The sequence below is a fragment of the Streptococcus sp. NCTC 11567 genome, assembly GCF_902141215.1.
Classification (GTDB): domain Bacteria; phylum Bacillota; class Bacilli; order Lactobacillales; family Streptococcaceae; genus Streptococcus; species Streptococcus dysgalactiae.
Map to the genome: position 1 here is coordinate 484674 of NZ_LR595857.1, position 14979 is coordinate 499652.

At 39.4% G+C, this 14979-nt stretch carries 16 protein-coding genes and 2 pseudogenes; 17 read left to right on the forward strand and 1 reads right to left on the reverse strand.

The window, feature by feature from the left end:
- Window positions 1–52: 52 nt before the first annotated feature.
- The 6 genes and pseudogenes from FQT67_RS02610 to FQT67_RS10895 form a co-directional block, all read left to right on the forward strand.
- Window positions 53–277 (forward strand): Blp family class II bacteriocin, encoded by a 225-nt coding sequence (locus tag FQT67_RS02610; protein ID WP_030126106.1) that lies wholly within the window; start codon window positions 53–55, stop codon window positions 275–277.
- 76 nt (window positions 278–353) lie between these two features.
- Window positions 354–572: a bacteriocin gene (locus FQT67_RS02615; protein ID WP_030126105.1), complete on the forward strand. Its 219-nt coding sequence runs from the start codon at window positions 354–356 to the stop codon at window positions 570–572.
- Window positions 573–621: 49 nt separating this feature from the next.
- Window positions 622–903 (forward strand): hypothetical protein, encoded by a 282-nt coding sequence (locus tag FQT67_RS02620; protein ID WP_046176962.1) that lies wholly within the window; start codon window positions 622–624, stop codon window positions 901–903.
- A gap of 193 nt (window positions 904–1096) precedes the next feature.
- Window positions 1097–1507, forward strand: coding sequence for a hypothetical protein (locus FQT67_RS02625; protein WP_046176961.1), 411 nt, complete (start codon window positions 1097–1099; stop codon window positions 1505–1507).
- Between the two features lie 246 nt (window positions 1508–1753).
- Window positions 1754–2001, forward strand: a pseudogene (locus FQT67_RS10850) (hypothetical protein); the annotation flags it as partial.
- Window positions 1975–2169: pseudogene (locus FQT67_RS10895) on the forward strand (CPBP family intramembrane glutamic endopeptidase); the annotation flags it as partial. The pseudogenes FQT67_RS10850 and FQT67_RS10895, both read left to right, overlap by 27 nt.
- Here the strand turns inward: FQT67_RS10895 and FQT67_RS02635 are convergent.
- Window positions 2089–3204: an IS30 family transposase gene (locus FQT67_RS02635; protein WP_261308893.1), complete on the reverse strand. Its 1116-nt coding sequence runs from the start codon at window positions 3202–3204 to the stop codon at window positions 2089–2091. The pseudogene FQT67_RS10895 and the gene FQT67_RS02635 overlap by 81 nt on opposite strands.
- A 218-nt stretch (window positions 3205–3422) precedes the next feature.
- Here FQT67_RS02635 and rgg2 point away from each other — a divergent pair, with 218 nt between their 5' ends.
- The 11 genes from rgg2 (at window position 3423) to smpB (ending at window position 14978) form a co-directional block, all read left to right on the forward strand.
- Entirely contained in the window at window positions 3423–4277 is an 855-nt protein-coding gene (gene rgg2, locus FQT67_RS02640; RefSeq protein ID WP_012766658.1) for a quorum-sensing system transcriptional regulator Rgg2, read from the forward strand.
- A 181-nt stretch (window positions 4278–4458) separates the two neighbouring features.
- Entirely contained in the window at window positions 4459–5286 is an 828-nt protein-coding gene (gene mutM, locus FQT67_RS02645; protein ID WP_003059995.1) for a DNA-formamidopyrimidine glycosylase, read from the forward strand.
- Window positions 5265–5876 carry a dephospho-CoA kinase gene (gene coaE, locus FQT67_RS02650; protein WP_172449179.1) on the forward strand — a complete coding sequence of 204 codons (612 nt, stop codon included), beginning with the start codon at window positions 5265–5267 and terminating at the stop codon, window positions 5874–5876. Before mutM ends, coaE begins: the two co-directional genes overlap by 22 nt.
- A 461-nt stretch (window positions 5877–6337) precedes the next feature.
- Entirely contained in the window at window positions 6338–7039 is a 702-nt protein-coding gene (locus FQT67_RS02655) for an ABC transporter ATP-binding protein (protein ID WP_046177528.1), read from the forward strand.
- The gene (locus tag FQT67_RS02660) at window positions 7029–8666 is read left to right on the forward strand and encodes a hypothetical protein (RefSeq protein WP_046177527.1); all 1638 of its coding nucleotides are present in this window, start codon (window positions 7029–7031) and stop codon (window positions 8664–8666) included. The genes FQT67_RS02655 and FQT67_RS02660 overlap by 11 nt, the downstream gene beginning before the upstream one ends.
- A gap of 109 nt (window positions 8667–8775) precedes the next feature.
- Entirely contained in the window at window positions 8776–10275 is a 1500-nt protein-coding gene (locus FQT67_RS02665; RefSeq protein WP_046177526.1) for a helicase HerA-like domain-containing protein, read from the forward strand.
- A gap of 163 nt (window positions 10276–10438) precedes the next feature.
- Window positions 10439–11656, forward strand: a complete 1218-nt coding sequence (locus FQT67_RS02670; protein WP_223846048.1) for a multidrug efflux MFS transporter — start codon at window positions 10439–10441, stop codon at window positions 11654–11656.
- Window positions 11653–11799 (forward strand): 50S ribosomal protein L33, encoded by a 147-nt coding sequence (rpmG, locus tag FQT67_RS02675; RefSeq protein ID WP_003047126.1) that lies wholly within the window; start codon window positions 11653–11655, stop codon window positions 11797–11799. The genes FQT67_RS02670 and rpmG overlap by 4 nt, the downstream gene beginning before the upstream one ends.
- 45 nt (window positions 11800–11844) lie before the next feature.
- Entirely contained in the window at window positions 11845–12081 is a 237-nt protein-coding gene (gene secG / locus FQT67_RS02680; RefSeq protein WP_003047129.1) for a preprotein translocase subunit SecG, read from the forward strand.
- A 96-nt stretch (window positions 12082–12177) separates the two neighbouring features.
- Window positions 12178–14508 (forward strand): ribonuclease R, encoded by a 2331-nt coding sequence (rnr, locus tag FQT67_RS02685; RefSeq protein ID WP_046177525.1) that lies wholly within the window; start codon window positions 12178–12180, stop codon window positions 14506–14508.
- Window positions 14509–14510: 2 nt separating this feature from the next.
- Window positions 14511–14978, forward strand: coding sequence for an SsrA-binding protein SmpB (gene smpB, locus FQT67_RS02690; RefSeq protein WP_022554349.1), 468 nt, complete (start codon window positions 14511–14513; stop codon window positions 14976–14978).
- Window position 14979 lies beyond the last annotated feature (1 nt).

The window sequence follows — 14979 nt, forward strand, 5'->3', positions numbered from 1 at the left end:
GTACTAGTCGAGGTTGCAACAAGACAAAATCCTAATTTTAGAAGGTGCTATAATGAATACAACAAAAAAACAATTTGAAGTTATAGATGACATTAAACTCTCTCTTATGGGAGGTGGGAGCAAAATAAGTGTTGGAGAAGTGGGACAAGCGTTAGCAGTCTGTACTTTAGCGGGTGCAACAATCGGTAGTGTTTTTCCTATTGCTGGTACTTTAGGCGGAGCAGTTTTAGGTGCACAGTATTGTACAGGAGCTTGGGCTATTATACGAGCACATTAAGATATCATAAAACTTGATATTTCATTGACTTAGATATTAACCCTAACTTTTTAAAATACAAAGGAGTAAAATTAAAATGAAAAAAAATATTGAAGATACAGAAGTACTGAAAGAGCATGTTTTGGCTAGCATAAATGGAGGCGGAAAAGACGGAGCAAATATCTTTTTGACAGGGATGGCAGGTGCTGCGCAGGGAGTGACAGTTTGTGCTCAGACAGGCGTATTTATCCCTTGGCAAGGTTATATTTTGTGTGGAGCAGCTGGTGCTGCTACAAATATTATCTGGCCTCACTAAATATATAAATGACTATCTATCACTGATGTATAAGTAGTAGAGGAGTGGTATGAAAATTTTAGATATTATTTTTAACCTATCTGATAGAAAGATGATATTTCTAGAAAATGTTGAAAAGCTGGGGGGTTACATTGTCCCTTTTACCCTTATCATCTTGAGTGTAGCCTACAACTTTAGGCACCCTTATCCTATTTGGGCTGCTATACTAGGAGGTATATCCCTTATTGTGATCTTTATTTATTTTATACTTATTGTTTATCTATATTTGCGTTATAGATACTTGGTATGGAAAAAAATACCAGAAATTAAGATTAATTCTACTGAGCTATAATGCAATCACATTTAAGGGGAAAATGGATTACTTATACAATATCAGTACTTATGATATTTAACTTTAGAGACTAAAGAGTTAAAAGCAAAATGCGTATTGAAAATTGGTTAAAAAAGTTATAACTATCTCTGATAACAGGAATAACAATTTGTTCGGTTATATTTGCTACCGATAGAGTAGAGGAGGTGAAGATATGCGTAATATATTAAGATTTTTAGGCATTGTTATTATTTCTGCAGTGATTCTATTTAGTATAGGTAGTTTCTACGATTTACCATTAATGAAAAATATACAACTTATCTGTTGGAGTTTTATCCTTGATTTATTCGTTTTTATCTACAAACAAAGACAAACGACAGAAGTGCTCACATGGTATCAAGTTGTTAAGCAATTTTGGTTATTTATTAAGTGTACTATTCTTATTCCTACCTTAATTGCTTTTATTATAATAATAGGATGTTTGACGAGTATATCAGAGGTATCAATTTACTTTTATTTACACCTTATTGTTGTTTGCTATACAATAGGAATGATTTTATCATTAGGTCGTCTTATTTCTCCTAATCACTCTATATTTAATAAACTTAAAAAGCGAAAGGAATAATATTTAAAGTTTGTTTTTAAATAATGGGACTAGTTTAGTGTAACCGATTCAATTAAAGAATAGTTCGTGACAAGAAGATACCTTTGAAGCTTCAGAAATAATCTGTTTTCTATCCTACTATACTCATCTTTGCCAAAGTTGCAACAACACAATAATAACAATTGCCTGGGCATTGGGTGATTAGTTTACTATCAATAGGGTTAGAGTGGAGATGGAGTATATGGATTGGTATTAATCTTATAGTTAGTGTTGTTTCTGTTGAGTTATGTGCTAACAAAAACTGAGCCAATCAGTAACTAGCAAGGATAACCATCTAAGCTCAAAAATGCCTATTTGCAATCGGTGCCTTTATCGTTTTATTTTGTTGGGCCCTGCTAGTCAAAACATTTTTCCCAATAACGCAGAACCAGTAGTGATTGATAACTGATATGAATCAGGTCAATCACTACTTTCGAGTGGTTTTACTATTGACTATCTGTCTTTTTGCCCCAATTTACGAAGAGATAACGTTCAGGTTGTTTGTCATGAGAACATTTGGGAACTCGCTGAGTGGTCTCTTGGTTGTGATCTTATCTTCTATACTATTTAGCTGGTCTCACTTGCATGGTTTGTCCATCATTGACTTTGTTGTCTATTTTGGTATAGGTTTGATTTTCGCTAGTTTGTACCACTATACAAAATCCATTTATTATTCGATTGGCGTGCATATTGTTTGGAATAGTTTGGCCAAATTTCAAGTTGAAGTTAGCCAGTTTTAACATTTCTACTGGCGACTTGTAGTTGAAGAGTCGTTTAGGATAATGATTGATCCAATGTTCAATAGCAGCGACTTCTTTAGGGGTCGTTGTTTTGGTACCTTTAGGGAGCCATCTGCGAATCAGGCGATTATGGTTTTCGTTAGTGCCTCTCTCCCATGACGCATAGGGATGGGCATAGTAGATGTCACTTGCTGGAAAGACATCTGATAAGCGAGAAAATTCTGTCCCGTTGTCTGCTGTGATAGAGTTGACGGTGTAGTCTTTTAGAATCCCCGTAAGAGCTTCATTGACGGCTTGAGCAGACTTATCCGGTATTAATCGAATCAGCTGATGACGTGTTTTCCTGTCCGTTAGGGTGAGTAAGCATTGATTTTTAGCCCTCGTCAGAATGACTGTATCAATCTCATAATGCCCAGCTTCAAGACGTTGGTTAATGCTATCTGGGCGTTGTTCAATACTCTTTCCTGCGGGTTTAAAATAAGGACTGGCATGTTTTCTAGCCTGCTTAGCCTTTCTCGGATAAAGCATAGCCTCCTTACCAAGACTTAATTTCCCATGATGAATCCAGTAGTAGATGGTAGATACAGGGACTTGAACTCCCTTAGCTTTAACTATCATCTCAGGGGAATAGTTCTGACGCATGTAGTGTTCAATAGCCGCCCTATCTTGCTTACGCTGTCTAATGGGTCTAACAGAACGCTTGCGATTTTCTTGATAGACCAACTGAGTATGTTGAGCAGAATAAACGGCTTCAAACTTTCCTTTACGAACCTGTTGCCTAACCAATCCTCGCTTGATTTCATTATGAATGGTCTGGGGGGCCTTACCTAGTAAGCGAGCAATTTCACGATTAGAGCGACCTTCCAGCTTCCAGCGTTGAATTTGCCGACGCTCATGGATTGTCAATTGTTTGCCTTTTGGTGTATAATAATCTTGCATCTTTTTGAGTTTCCTTGTGTTTGTGGTGAACTACAAGTATACCTCTTAGAGGTGCTTTTTTCATACCTAAAAAGTGGCTAAGTTCATTTTAGAAGTTTTCAACAATAATGCTTTATTAATTTTTTTCATGACAGCTTCCTTTCTGATTTTCTATTTTGTACTTGTATTATATAATGGATTTGACGGATTTGAATTTTTTTGTTGTGAAAGTGGGAAAAATGGAAAAAGAACTCGGTAAAACCTTAAGGCGACTACGCCAAGGAAAACAAGTTAGTATTTCATCTTTAGCAGATGAACACTTATCTAAGTCACAAATTTCACGTTTTGAACGTGGAGAGTCAGAAATCAGCTGTAGTCGTTTACTTAATCTTCTTGATAAACTCAATATTACCATTGATGAATTTGTCTCAACACATTCGAAGACCCATACCCATTTTTTTACACTGCTAAGTCGGGTAAGGAAATATTATGCTGAGAAAAATGTAGCCAAATTACTCAAGTTACTTGAAGACTACGCGCACAAAGATTATGAGAGTACCATGATCAAAGCCATTTTATCCTCAATTGAGCCGACCGTAGAGCCAAGCGAAGAGGAAGTGACTCGCTTGACAGATTATTTGTTTAGTGTCGAACAGTGGGGGTATTACGAAATTATTTTGTTAGGCAATTGCTCGCGCTTTATTAATTACAACACCTTATTTTTATTAACAAAAGAAATGGTAACATCGTTTGCTTATTCAGAGCAAAATAAGACCAACAAAACATTAGTAACTCAGTTATCGATTAATTGCCTGATTATCAGTATTGATTATTCCTATTTTGATCATAGTGATTATTTAATTGAAAAAATTGAGTTTTTGTTGCGAGATGAGCTTAACTTTTATGAAAAGACTGTCTTTTTATATGTGCATGGTTACTACAAGCTAAAACAGGGGCAGGTTTCAGGAAAAGATGATATGCGTCAAGCCCTGCAGATTTTCAAATATCTTGGAGAAGACGCTCTTTACTACAGCTATAAGGAACATTACCGTAAGGAAGTCCTTGGAGATGAAGAAGATAAGAAAGAAGGTTAAAGGATAATCAGTTGATTTCCGCTATTTTTCCTCGTACAATAACAGTGAGAAAGGAAAAGGACATTGTGCTGATGAGCACAATTGATAGGCTAGGCATCAGCGATTTGGACGATTCTCTGTTAGGAGTGATGACCATTGTCAAGCTGGATGAGAAATCTAGTTGTCCTTGAAGGAAACAATTATGCCAGAATTACCAGAAGTTGAAACGGTTCGACGAGGACTCGAGTCTTTAGTGCTAGGTCAGGAAATTGTTGCTGTCAAGGTAGAAGTGCCTAAGATGGTCAAGTCGGATTTGAGGATTTTTCTTCAGACATTACCTGGCCAAACCATTCAAACCATTGGTCGGCGGGGTAAATATTTAGTGTTTGATTTCGGTCAGACGGTCCTTGTGTCACATCTACGCATGGAAGGTAAGTATTTGCTTTTTCCAGATGAGGTGCCTGAACAGAAACATTTTCATGTTTTCTTTACCTTAAAAAATGGATCGACCTTAGTGTATCAAGACGTGCGTAAATTTGGGACCTTTGATCTTATTCCTAAATCCCAATTGTCAGATTTTTTTGCCCAACGAAAACTTGGTCCAGAACCAAAGAAAGAGACCTTTAAACTTAAACCGTTTGAAGTTGCTCTGCAATCTTCCAAAAAACTAATCAAGCCCTATCTTTTGGATCAGACGCTTGTTGCTGGTTTAGGAAATATTTATGTTGATGAAGTACTCTGGGCAGCTAAAGTTCACCCTGAGCGTCTCTCTTTTAGTTTAAAAAAGGCGGAGATAAAACGGCTACATGATGAAACCATTCGTATCTTGCAGCTAGGGATTGAAAAAGGTGGTTCAACTGTTCGGACCTATCGAAATGCTTTAGGAGCGGATGGGACGATGCAGCATTATTTGCAGGTGTATGGCCAAGCAGGAAAACCTTGCCCACGTTGTGGTCAGGCTATTAGTAAACTAAAAGTTGGAGGAAGGGGGACACACATTTGTCCGAAATGTCAGAAAAAAAGGTCCTAATGATTGGTATCACCGGAGGAATTGCCTCAGGAAAATCAACAGTAGTGGCCATGATTAAAGAAGCTGGCTATCAGGTGATTGATGCGGATCAAGTGGTTCACCAGTTACAAGAAAAAGGCGGCCGCTTATACGAGGCTCTGAAGCAGGCTTTTGGGAATGAGATTTTAAAAGAAGATGGTGAGTTAAATAGGAAAAAGCTGTCAGAAATGGTTTTTTCAAATCCGTCTCACATGGCAACCTCATCCGCTATTCAAAATCAAATCATCAAAGAAGAGCTAGCTGCTGAGCGTGATCAGTTGGCTCAAAGCCAAACGGTCATTTTTATGGATATTCCTTTGTTAATTGAATTGGGCTACCAAGACTGGTTTGATGCGATTTGGTTGGTTTATGTAGATGCCCAAACCCAATTGCGGCGTTTAATGGCTAGAAATCATTTGAGGGAAGTTGACGCCAAAAAACGCTTATCCAGTCAGTTATCAATAGAGGAAAAAAGACCTTATGCCAGTCTAGTGATTGATAATAGTGGAGACATGGAAACGTTAAGAAAGCAAGTTCACAAAGCTTTAGAACAGTTATCTAAGCCATACTGATCAGATTGTTTGAGTTAAGACATTAAGGAAGCAAAGCCTTCTATTAGAAGGTCTTGCTCAAACTGAAGAGAAAGTCTCCTTTCTTCAAAATTATTATTTTTTAGGATACTTGACTTAGGTAGCAGGGACGGTAGCAACTCCCTGCGGGATTTCATACCTAGATGTTGAGCCTAGGTCTCAAAATCTTCGAACGCCAGAAACGCCATGTTTCTGGCGTTTTTGCTACGGCGTAAAGTATCGAGTTTGAGTTCGCGTCGCTCGTCTATGACCAATACAATGCAAAAGTGAGACAATTTTTTGATGACATTATAAACAAATTCTCTTAGAGGTACTTTATCCACAACCTGGTGTTTCTATTAGAAGGTCTTGCTTTTTATTCTTATCTTTTTTTTAAGCATTCTTGTTATTTGCGTTGCTTTTGGATACAATGAAAGAAAAGGTTTTCAGAGAAGGAGAAGGCAATGGAGTTGGTTATTAGAAATATCCGGAAAAATTTTCAGGAAAAAGAGGTGTTAAAAGGAGCTTCTTATACTTTTCGTGAAGGGGAGATTACGGGTCTTCTTGGTCGAAATGGTGCAGGTAAAACCACTCTTTTTAACATTTTATATGGAGAACATCAGGCCGATCAAGGAGAGATTTTTCTGGTAGAAAATGGGGTAGAACGCCCATTAGAGTTAGAAGAGATTGGCATGGTTTTCTCGGAAAACTACCTACCTGAGTTTTTAACGGGCTATGAATTTATTAAATTTTATCTCGACCTACATCCAGGCAAGGACCAGTTAGCAATTGATGACTATCTTGATTTCATGGAGATTAATGAGGTTGATCGCCACACAATCATCAAAGGTTACTCAGATGGAACGAAAAGCAAATTATCTCTAATCTGTATTTTAATCAGCAAGCCTAAAGTTATTTTGTTAGATGAACCTCTGACTGCAGTTGATCTAGTGTCCAGTATTGCTATCAAACGGTTGCTCCTGACTTTAAGAGACAAACATATCTTGATCTTATCGACCCATATCTTAGCCTTAGCAGAAGATTTATGTGATCATGTTGTGATTTTACATAATGGCACTTTAGAAACCATGCCTTTATCAACGACAGATGAAACTTTTGAAGCTAAGCTCTTGGAAATCTTACAAGGAGAAAGCCATGACAACTAAGGATTTGTTGCGTATTCTCTGGCAGATAGATGGGGTAACTCGTTACAATACCTTGATTTATTGGTTACAGAAATTGCCTCTTATTGGGAGAAGGATACCGCAAGCTTGCTATCGCCTAAAAGAAGGAAAAGTGTTTTTAACCGTGATTCATGGTCTAATATTTCCCTTTTCTATTCTAGCGCAAAAGGCTCTATATGTGGGTATTTGCTTTACTTTGGCTCATGTTGTGAGGGCTTGGTTTAGTGAGTATACTTGGTATGCTAGTCCGAAGCCGTTTACCTTAAGTTTGCTTTGGTTGGTTATTTTTTCTCTCTTGCTCATGACCACTTTAGATATTAAACTCGTGACACGTGATGATATGGACTTGGCCAAGGCCATTCGTCAATTTCATTTGCTTCCAAGAGATTACTTGAAAGCCAAGCAACTCATGCGGTTAGGTCGTGAACTGCTCTTTCATGTCTTGGCATTAGGGATTTACTTTACACTCAATCACTTTACTTTTTGGCATGCCATTAGCTTTACCTTGCTGGTGTCGGGCGTGAGGCTTTTCCTAAAGGTCATTTTTGTACCCCTTTACGATAGGAAAGGAGACGATAAGGAAAAATACCTTAACAGGCTCCTGTTCAGTCTTTTTGGGATAGCTTTTCTGGTGAGCGGCGGATTATTAGTTTTAGGAAATCGCTTCGCACCGCAAATCTTTTTCTCCATTCCTGCGGGGTGCTTGGGCTTTGTCTTGTGGGGTTATGGGTTTTACCGTTTGATAAGTGATGCTGAGTTAGATACCCTTACCCGTAGTGTGGTAACGCATGAGACCATGAAGGAACGAGTGGCTGTGATGGAGAATGTGCACACGGTAGAAGTTGCTGTCAAAGAAAAGGATATTGACTTATCTCCTCAAAAGAAGCATCGCTTGCAAGGACTAACGGGGATAGCTTATCTGAACGCTATCTTTTTACAACGGATGGGAAAACGTCTTCGAAAAGGTGTGACCATACGTTTGCTTATTGTAGGCTTAGCCATTGTGGCTGAACTGATTGGTCTCTATTATTTTAGGCATCAGTTGGGACAAGTGAAACACCAGGAATTTGTCCGAATCTTATATGTGTCGTTAGTATCGGGGTATTTGATTTATGTAGGAGAATCATATATTAAGTTTTGTTTTTACCATTTGGACCGGCCCTTATTAAAATTTAACGATTATAGACAACGCGAAGTGATTTTAGCGACCTTGAAGACCCGTTTTTGGTCTATTATTAAGCATAATATTCCTATTTTTGTAGCGGCTAATCTCTTTGTCTTGATCTTATATGTGGCTTTGTTTCCTCTCGTTTGGACAGAAATGGTTCTTATTGTCATGGTGCAATTCTTGTCTATGAGTTTCTTTTCACTTTATTTTTTATATTTGTATTTTCTTTTGCAACCTTTCACAGAAGGGTTGAAGTCTAAAAATGTGCTTTATAATGTACTGACCTTTATTGTTTATTATTTAGGTTATCAGTTATTTCGATTTACCACCGATATGACCATGCCTATTTTCTTGATTATCCTCTTTGGAATGATCCTTATCTTGGGAGTGGGGTATTTAGCTGTTTATTACCTGGCACCTAAAACCTTTAGACTCAAATAAGGGAAAGCTTGTGCTATAATATCATTAAGGGTGAGGAAGCTATGCTAGGCATTCAGGTTGCTCACAAAAGCGTTTTCATAAGCTGTTTATCAGGAAAAAGAGGAATTTTATGACTACAATAACAATTGCAAAAGGCGACCAACTTGTAGCATTACAATTAGGGATGCTAAACCGTCATGGTTTAATAGCTGGAGCGACGGGAACAGGAAAAACGGTGACCCTAAAAGTTCTGGCAGAGCAATTAAGTTTGGCAGGTGTACCAGTCTTTTTGGCAGATATCAAAGGTGACCTTTCCAATCTCGCTAAGGCGGGGGAAGTGACAGAAAAACTAGCTACTCGTCTAGCTAAAATGGGAATAACAGATTACCAACCTCAAGCTTTTCCAGTTAGGCTCTGGGATGTTTTTGGACAGACTGGGCAGCCTTTACGGACAACGATTTCTGAGATGGGTCCTATGATGTTGTCACGTTTATTAGGACTGAATGATACTCAAACGGGAGTTATGACCATTGTCTTTAAAATCGCCGACGAGAAAGGCTGGCTCTTGATTGATTTGAAAGACTTGCAGGCCATTCTAAAAGAAGTTGGTGACCATGCCTCAGACTATTCCAGTCATTACGGTAATGTGACCAAACAATCTGTCGGAGCTATCCAAAGAAGTCTCTTGACTTTGGAACAAGAAGGAGCCGAACAATTTTTTGGAGAGCCTGCTTTAGAGGTGGCTGATTTAATCCAACGAGATGTGGTTTCGGGTCAGGGAGTCATTAACATTTTGTCAGCGACTAAGCTTTTCCAATCACCCACACTTTACACGACCTTCTTACTTTGGTTATTATCAGAGCTGTACGAATTATTACCAGAAGTTGGGGATTTGGACAAACCTAAGATGGTTTTCTTCTTTGATGAAGCTCACTTATTGTTCAAGGACGCTCCTAAGGTCTTTTTGGAAAAAGTTGAACAGATTGTGCGGCTTATTCGGTCAAAGGGAGTTGGAATTTTCTTTGTGACTCAAAACCCGCTTGATTTGCCAGAAACGGTTTTGGCTCAACTGGGAAATAGAATTCAGCATGCCTTGCGCGCTTATACACCGAAAGAACAAAAGGCGGTTCGTGTCGCTGCGGATACTTTCCGACAAAATCCTGACTTAGATGTGGCAAGGGTGATTACAGAACTAGAAGTCGGCGAAGCTTTGATTTCTGTTTTGAATGATAAGGGACAACCATCCATCGTTGAACGTGCCTATATCATGCCGCCTAAGAGTAGCTTTGCTGTTCTGTCAGAGACAGAGAGTCAGCAGATTGTCCAGTCTTCTCCGTTTGCCACTAAATATAGCCAAGCCATAGATCGTGACTCCGCTTATGAAAAATTAGCTGCTAAGGTTTTAGAAGATCAACGACTGGCTGAAGAAGCACTTGCGGCTGCACAACGGGAAAAAGAGGCTAAGGAAGCCATCAAGGCACAAGCTGCTGAAAAGGCTAGCCGCCGTTCGGTTGGACGTCCCCGCAAAACAGTTGTGGAAAAAGCAACAGATGCCTTTATTAGTACGACAGTTCGAACCATTGGTAGGGAGCTTGTTAGGGGGCTTCTTGGCAGTCTACGTAAGCGCTAATCACACAGCAAAATGACGTAAAAGCTTTCTGAGGGGTCTTGTCCTGTTGGGCCTGAGGAAAGCTTTTCTCTTTCTGCTCAGTTTAGTTAGCCTGCTTTTTGCTTGCCTGTGAGAGAATTGTGGTATAATAGTCAGAGGTATTTTGGAAAGAAGATGATGACCTATTAGCGAAGAAGCGATAACAACTGTCAATTGGAAACAAAATTTAAAAGTAGCTTGGCTTGGTAACTTCTTTACTGGGGCAAGCTTTTCACTTGTCATGCCATTCATGGCCCTGTATGTTGAAGAACTAGGAGCCCCTAAGGCATTGGTGGAGTGGTATGCCGGTTTGGCAGTTGCCATTACGGCACTAGCGTCAGCTATATTTGCGCCACTTTGGGGAAAACTTGCTGATCGTTATGGTCGAAAACCGATGATGCTTCGAGCAAGCTTTGTCATGACCTTTACCATGGGAGGGTTAGCGGTTATTCCTAATGTGTTTTGGCTGCTTGTTTTGAGGCTGTTAACGGGGATTTTTTCAGGCTATATCCCCAATTCAACGGCTTTGATTGCCAGCCAAGTTCCTCAAGAAAAATCCGGCTATGCCCTAGGGACTTTGGCAACGGGAGTGACAGCTGGTGCCTTAATTGGCCCTCTTATTGGAGGAGTTTTAGCAGAACTATTAGGTATTCGTCAGGTCTTTTTATTGGTAGGGATAATCTTATTGCTCTGCTCCTTAATGACAGTTTTTTATGTCAAAGAAGATTTTGAGCCTATTGAGAAGTCTCAAATGGTACCTACCAAAGATATTTTAAAGCAAGTAAAGAGTCGAAAAATCATGCTCGGCCTATTTGTAACCAGTATGATTATTCAGGTTTCTGCTCAATCGGTTGCCCCTATTCTGTCCCTATATATTCGACATCTTGGGCAAACGCAAAACCTCATGTTTGTGTCAGGTCTGGTGGTCTCAGCTATGGGTTTTTCCAGTCTTTTGAGCAGCTCTTACCTCGGTAAATTAGGTGACCGTTTTGGTAACCATCGTTTACTTTTGGTAGCTTTACTCTACAGTTTTATCATGTATGTCATGAGTGCTCTAGCACAAACCAGTCTTCAGTTGGGCTTGTTACGCTTTGCCTATGGGTTTGGAGTAGGAGCGTTGATGCCAAGCATTAATTCTCTGCTGACTAAATTGACACCAAAAGCAGGTATTTCCAGAGTTTTCTCTTATAATCAAATGTTTAGTAATATTGGACAGGTTTTGGGCCCTTTTATTGGGTCAAATGTTGCGGTTGGCTTAGGTTATCGATCTGTTTTTTATGTGACCAGTATGATTGTCTTTGTCAATTTGGTTTGGAGTTTGATTATATTTAAAAAGTACATCAAGGTTAAGGATATCGTGTGAGAATAAAAATTAATTTAGAATGCAGCCAGTGTGGCAGCAAGAATTATTTGACCAGTAAAAATAAGAGCAGTCACCCGGAAAAGATTAAGGTTCCTAAGTACTGCCCTAAGGAGAGAAAAGTGACCCTACATGTTGAATCTTGATAAGATTTGTGTTAGAATGGTCAAGACAATAGTGGAGGAAATAACATGTACAACTTACTACTTACAATATTGCTCGTGTTATCGGTTTTACTTGTGATTGCTATCTTCATGCAACCTCAAAAAAACCCAAGTAGCAATGTTTTTGATAGCAGCGGTTCAGAAGCCTTGTTTGAACGTACTAAAGCTCGTGGCTTTGAAGCATTCATGCAACGGTTTACAGCAGTTCTAGTATTTTTCTGGCTAGCAATTGCTCTTGCGCTTGCCATTTTATCAAGTAAATAAGGAGTGAGCTTGACAGAGTTAGTCTAGCTCATTTTTTTATCAGTGAGCTAGATTGATGATGTAAAACAATTAAAACAGAAATAGAAATTAGGTATTATGAAAGAAAGAATTATGACTTACCTCAAGGAGCATGGCAAGTCCAACGTGAACGACTTGGCTGCTGCCTTAGAGATGGCTGGAGCTAAACACTTTCCCAGTCTCATTAAAACCATTTCCAAAATGGAAAGTCAAGGGCTTTTACGGTTTTCAAATGATGGTAGCTTAGCACTTAGAAAAGAGCGAGAAAAGAAGAAAGAGGCTACTGTTCAGGGGATTTTCCGTGCTAACAAAGCAGGTTTTGGTTTCTTGTCCGTGGATGAGAATGAAGACGATATGTTTATCGGCCGTAATGACGTTGGTTACGCCATTGATGGCGATATCGTAGAAGCAACTATTAAAAAACCAGCAGACCGTCTCAAAGGGACTGCGGCTGAAGCTAAAGTGGTAGCTATTGTAGAACGCTCATTAAAAACGGCTGTTGGAACTTTTATTTTAGATGATGACAAACCAAAATATGCTGGTTATATCAGGTCCAAAAACCAAAAAATTCAACAAAAAATCTACATTAAGAAAGAACCTGTTGTGCTTAAAGGCACTGAAATCATCAAGGTTGATATTGATAAATACCCCACAAGGGGACACGATTATTTTGTAGCCAGTGTGCGTGATATCGTAGGCCATCAAGGAGACGTTGGAATTGATGTCCTAGAAGTCCTTGAATCGATGGATATCGTGTCAGAGTTCCCAGCAGAAGTTTTAGCCGAGGCCAATGCTATTTCAGAAGCACCAACTGCTAAAGATTTAATAGGCCGTGTGGATTTGCGTCAAGAAACCACCATTACTATTGATGGTGCGGACGCCAAAGACTTAGATGATGCTATCCATATTAAGCTATTGGATAACGGGAATTATGAACTTGGGGTACATATTGCGGATGTCTCATATTATGTGACAGAAGGATCTGCCCTTGATAAGGAAGCTGTTAGGCGTGGTACCTCTGTCTATGTCACCGATCGTGTGGTTCCGATGTTACCAGAGCGTTTGTCAAATGGCATCTGCTCTTTGAACCCTAACGTTGATCGTTTGACCCAGTCAGCCTTGATGGAAATTAATTCTCAAGGGCATGTGGTCAATTATCAAATCTGTCAATCAGTGATTAAGACAACTTACCGAATGACGTATAGTACGGTCAATGACATGATTGCAGGAGATGAAGAAGCGCTCCAAGAGTTTGCTAGTATTGCTGATGATGTGACCCTCATGGTGGCTTTGCATAGGATTTTGGAAGCTATGCGGTCAAAACGAGGCGCCTTGAATTTTGATACGCAAGAAGCAAAAATTATTGTCAATGATAAAGGAATGCCGGTTGATGTGGTGCTTCGTCAAAGGGGCATTGCGGAGCGGATGATTGAATCCTTTATGCTAGCAGCCAATGAGTGTGTTGCGGAGCATTTTGCAACAGCTAAGTTACCATTTATCTACCGTATTCACGAAGAACCAAAGGCCGAAAAACTTCAAAAATTTATGGATTACGCTAGCATATTCGGTATTCAAATTCAAGGAACAGCCAACAAGATTTCTCAGGAAGCCTTGCAAGCCTTTATGGCAAGAGTCGAAGGTCAACCAGGAGCAGAAGTGCTTAACATGATGCTCTTACGCTCTATGCAACAGGCAAGATATTCTGAAAATAATCATGGGCATTACGGTTTGGCCGCAGAATATTACACCCACTTCACCAGTCCGATCCGTCGCTATCCTGACTTATTGGTGCATCGCATGATTCGTGAGTACAATCAGCCTAGTCAAGAAAAACGTGATCATTTTGCTCAGATCATTCCAGAATTAGCAACATCTTCTTCACAGTTAGAGCGTCGTGCTATTGATGCTGAACGCGTGGTTGAAGCCATGAAAAAAGCTGAGTATATGGCAGAGTATGTGGGTGAAGAATTTGACGGTATCGTGGCAAGCGTAGTTAAATTTGGTCTCTTTGTAGAGCTACCAAATACGATTGAAGGTTTGGTTCACATCACTAGCTTACCGGAATACTATCACTTTAACGAGAGAACGCTAAGTCTTCAAGGTGAAAAATCAGGTAAAGTCTTTAAAGTTGGTCAACCTATTCGTGTGAAATTGGTTAAGGCTGACAAGGAAACTGGCGACATTGACTTTGAGTATTTACCGAGCGACTTTGATGTGGTTGAAAAAATCAAGAAGTCGGATAAAGCTAGTCGACGAGATCGCCGTAAATCCTCAAAATCATCTAAAGGGACAAAGAAAAAAGAACCTAAAGAAGTAGCTAAGGCAAAAACCAAGGGTAAAACTAAAAAAGGGTCTAAAAAACCATTTTACAAAGAACAAGCAAAAAAGAAGAGTCGTAAAAGGAGTTAACTATGGCAAAAGGGGAAGGTCAGTTACTGGCGCAAAATAAAAAGGCTAGACATGATTATCACATTGTTGAAACCGTTGAAGCAGGGATTGTCTTAACGGGAACTGAGATTAAAAGTGTTCGTGCAGCCCGTATTCAACTGAAAGATGGCTTTGCCCAAATTAAGAATGGGGAAGCGTGGTTGATCAACGTTCATATTGCTCCTTTTGAACAAGGTAATATTTGGAACGCTGATCCTGAACGGACCCGCAAACTGCTGCTCAAAAAACGTGAGATTACACATCTGGCAAATGAACTCAAAGGAACTGGAATGACCTTAGTTCCTTTAAAGGTTTACTTGAAAGATGGCTTTGCTAAAGTTCTCATTGGTTTGGCTAAAGGGAAACACGATTATGACAAACGCGAAACCATTAAACGCCGTGAGCAGGATCGTGATATCAAACGCGTGATGAAAAGTGTGAATCATCGCTAAT

What these genes read in the sequence shown, in the direction of transcription:
- FQT67_RS02620 (WP_046176962.1), top strand. Translation starts at nt 622, where the DNA reads ATGAAAATTTTAGATATTATTTTTAACCTATCTGATAGAAAGATGATA.
- rnr (WP_046177525.1), top strand. Translation starts at nt 12,178, where the DNA reads ATGAAAGAAAGAATTATGACTTACCTCAAGGAGCATGGCAAGTCCAAC.
- mutM (WP_003059995.1), top strand. Translation starts at nt 4,459, where the DNA reads ATGCCAGAATTACCAGAAGTTGAAACGGTTCGACGAGGACTCGAGTCT.
- secG (WP_003047129.1), top strand. Translation starts at nt 11,845, where the DNA reads ATGTACAACTTACTACTTACAATATTGCTCGTGTTATCGGTTTTACTT.
- FQT67_RS02635 (WP_261308893.1), bottom strand. Translation starts at nt 3,204, where the DNA reads ATGCAAGATTATTATACACCAAAAGGCAAACAATTGACAATCCATGAG.
- FQT67_RS02660 (WP_046177527.1), top strand. Translation starts at nt 7,029, where the DNA reads ATGACAACTAAGGATTTGTTGCGTATTCTCTGGCAGATAGATGGGGTA.
- smpB (WP_022554349.1), top strand. Translation starts at nt 14,511, where the DNA reads ATGGCAAAAGGGGAAGGTCAGTTACTGGCGCAAAATAAAAAGGCTAGA.
- FQT67_RS02615 (WP_030126105.1), top strand. Translation starts at nt 354, where the DNA reads ATGAAAAAAAATATTGAAGATACAGAAGTACTGAAAGAGCATGTTTTG.
- rgg2 (WP_012766658.1), top strand. Translation starts at nt 3,423, where the DNA reads ATGGAAAAAGAACTCGGTAAAACCTTAAGGCGACTACGCCAAGGAAAA.
- FQT67_RS02625 (WP_046176961.1), top strand. Translation starts at nt 1,097, where the DNA reads ATGCGTAATATATTAAGATTTTTAGGCATTGTTATTATTTCTGCAGTG.
- coaE (WP_172449179.1), top strand. Translation starts at nt 5,265, where the DNA reads ATGTCAGAAAAAAAGGTCCTAATGATTGGTATCACCGGAGGAATTGCC.
- FQT67_RS02655 (WP_046177528.1), top strand. Translation starts at nt 6,338, where the DNA reads ATGGAGTTGGTTATTAGAAATATCCGGAAAAATTTTCAGGAAAAAGAG.
- FQT67_RS02665 (WP_046177526.1), top strand. Translation starts at nt 8,776, where the DNA reads ATGACTACAATAACAATTGCAAAAGGCGACCAACTTGTAGCATTACAA.
- FQT67_RS02610 (WP_030126106.1), top strand. Translation starts at nt 53, where the DNA reads ATGAATACAACAAAAAAACAATTTGAAGTTATAGATGACATTAAACTC.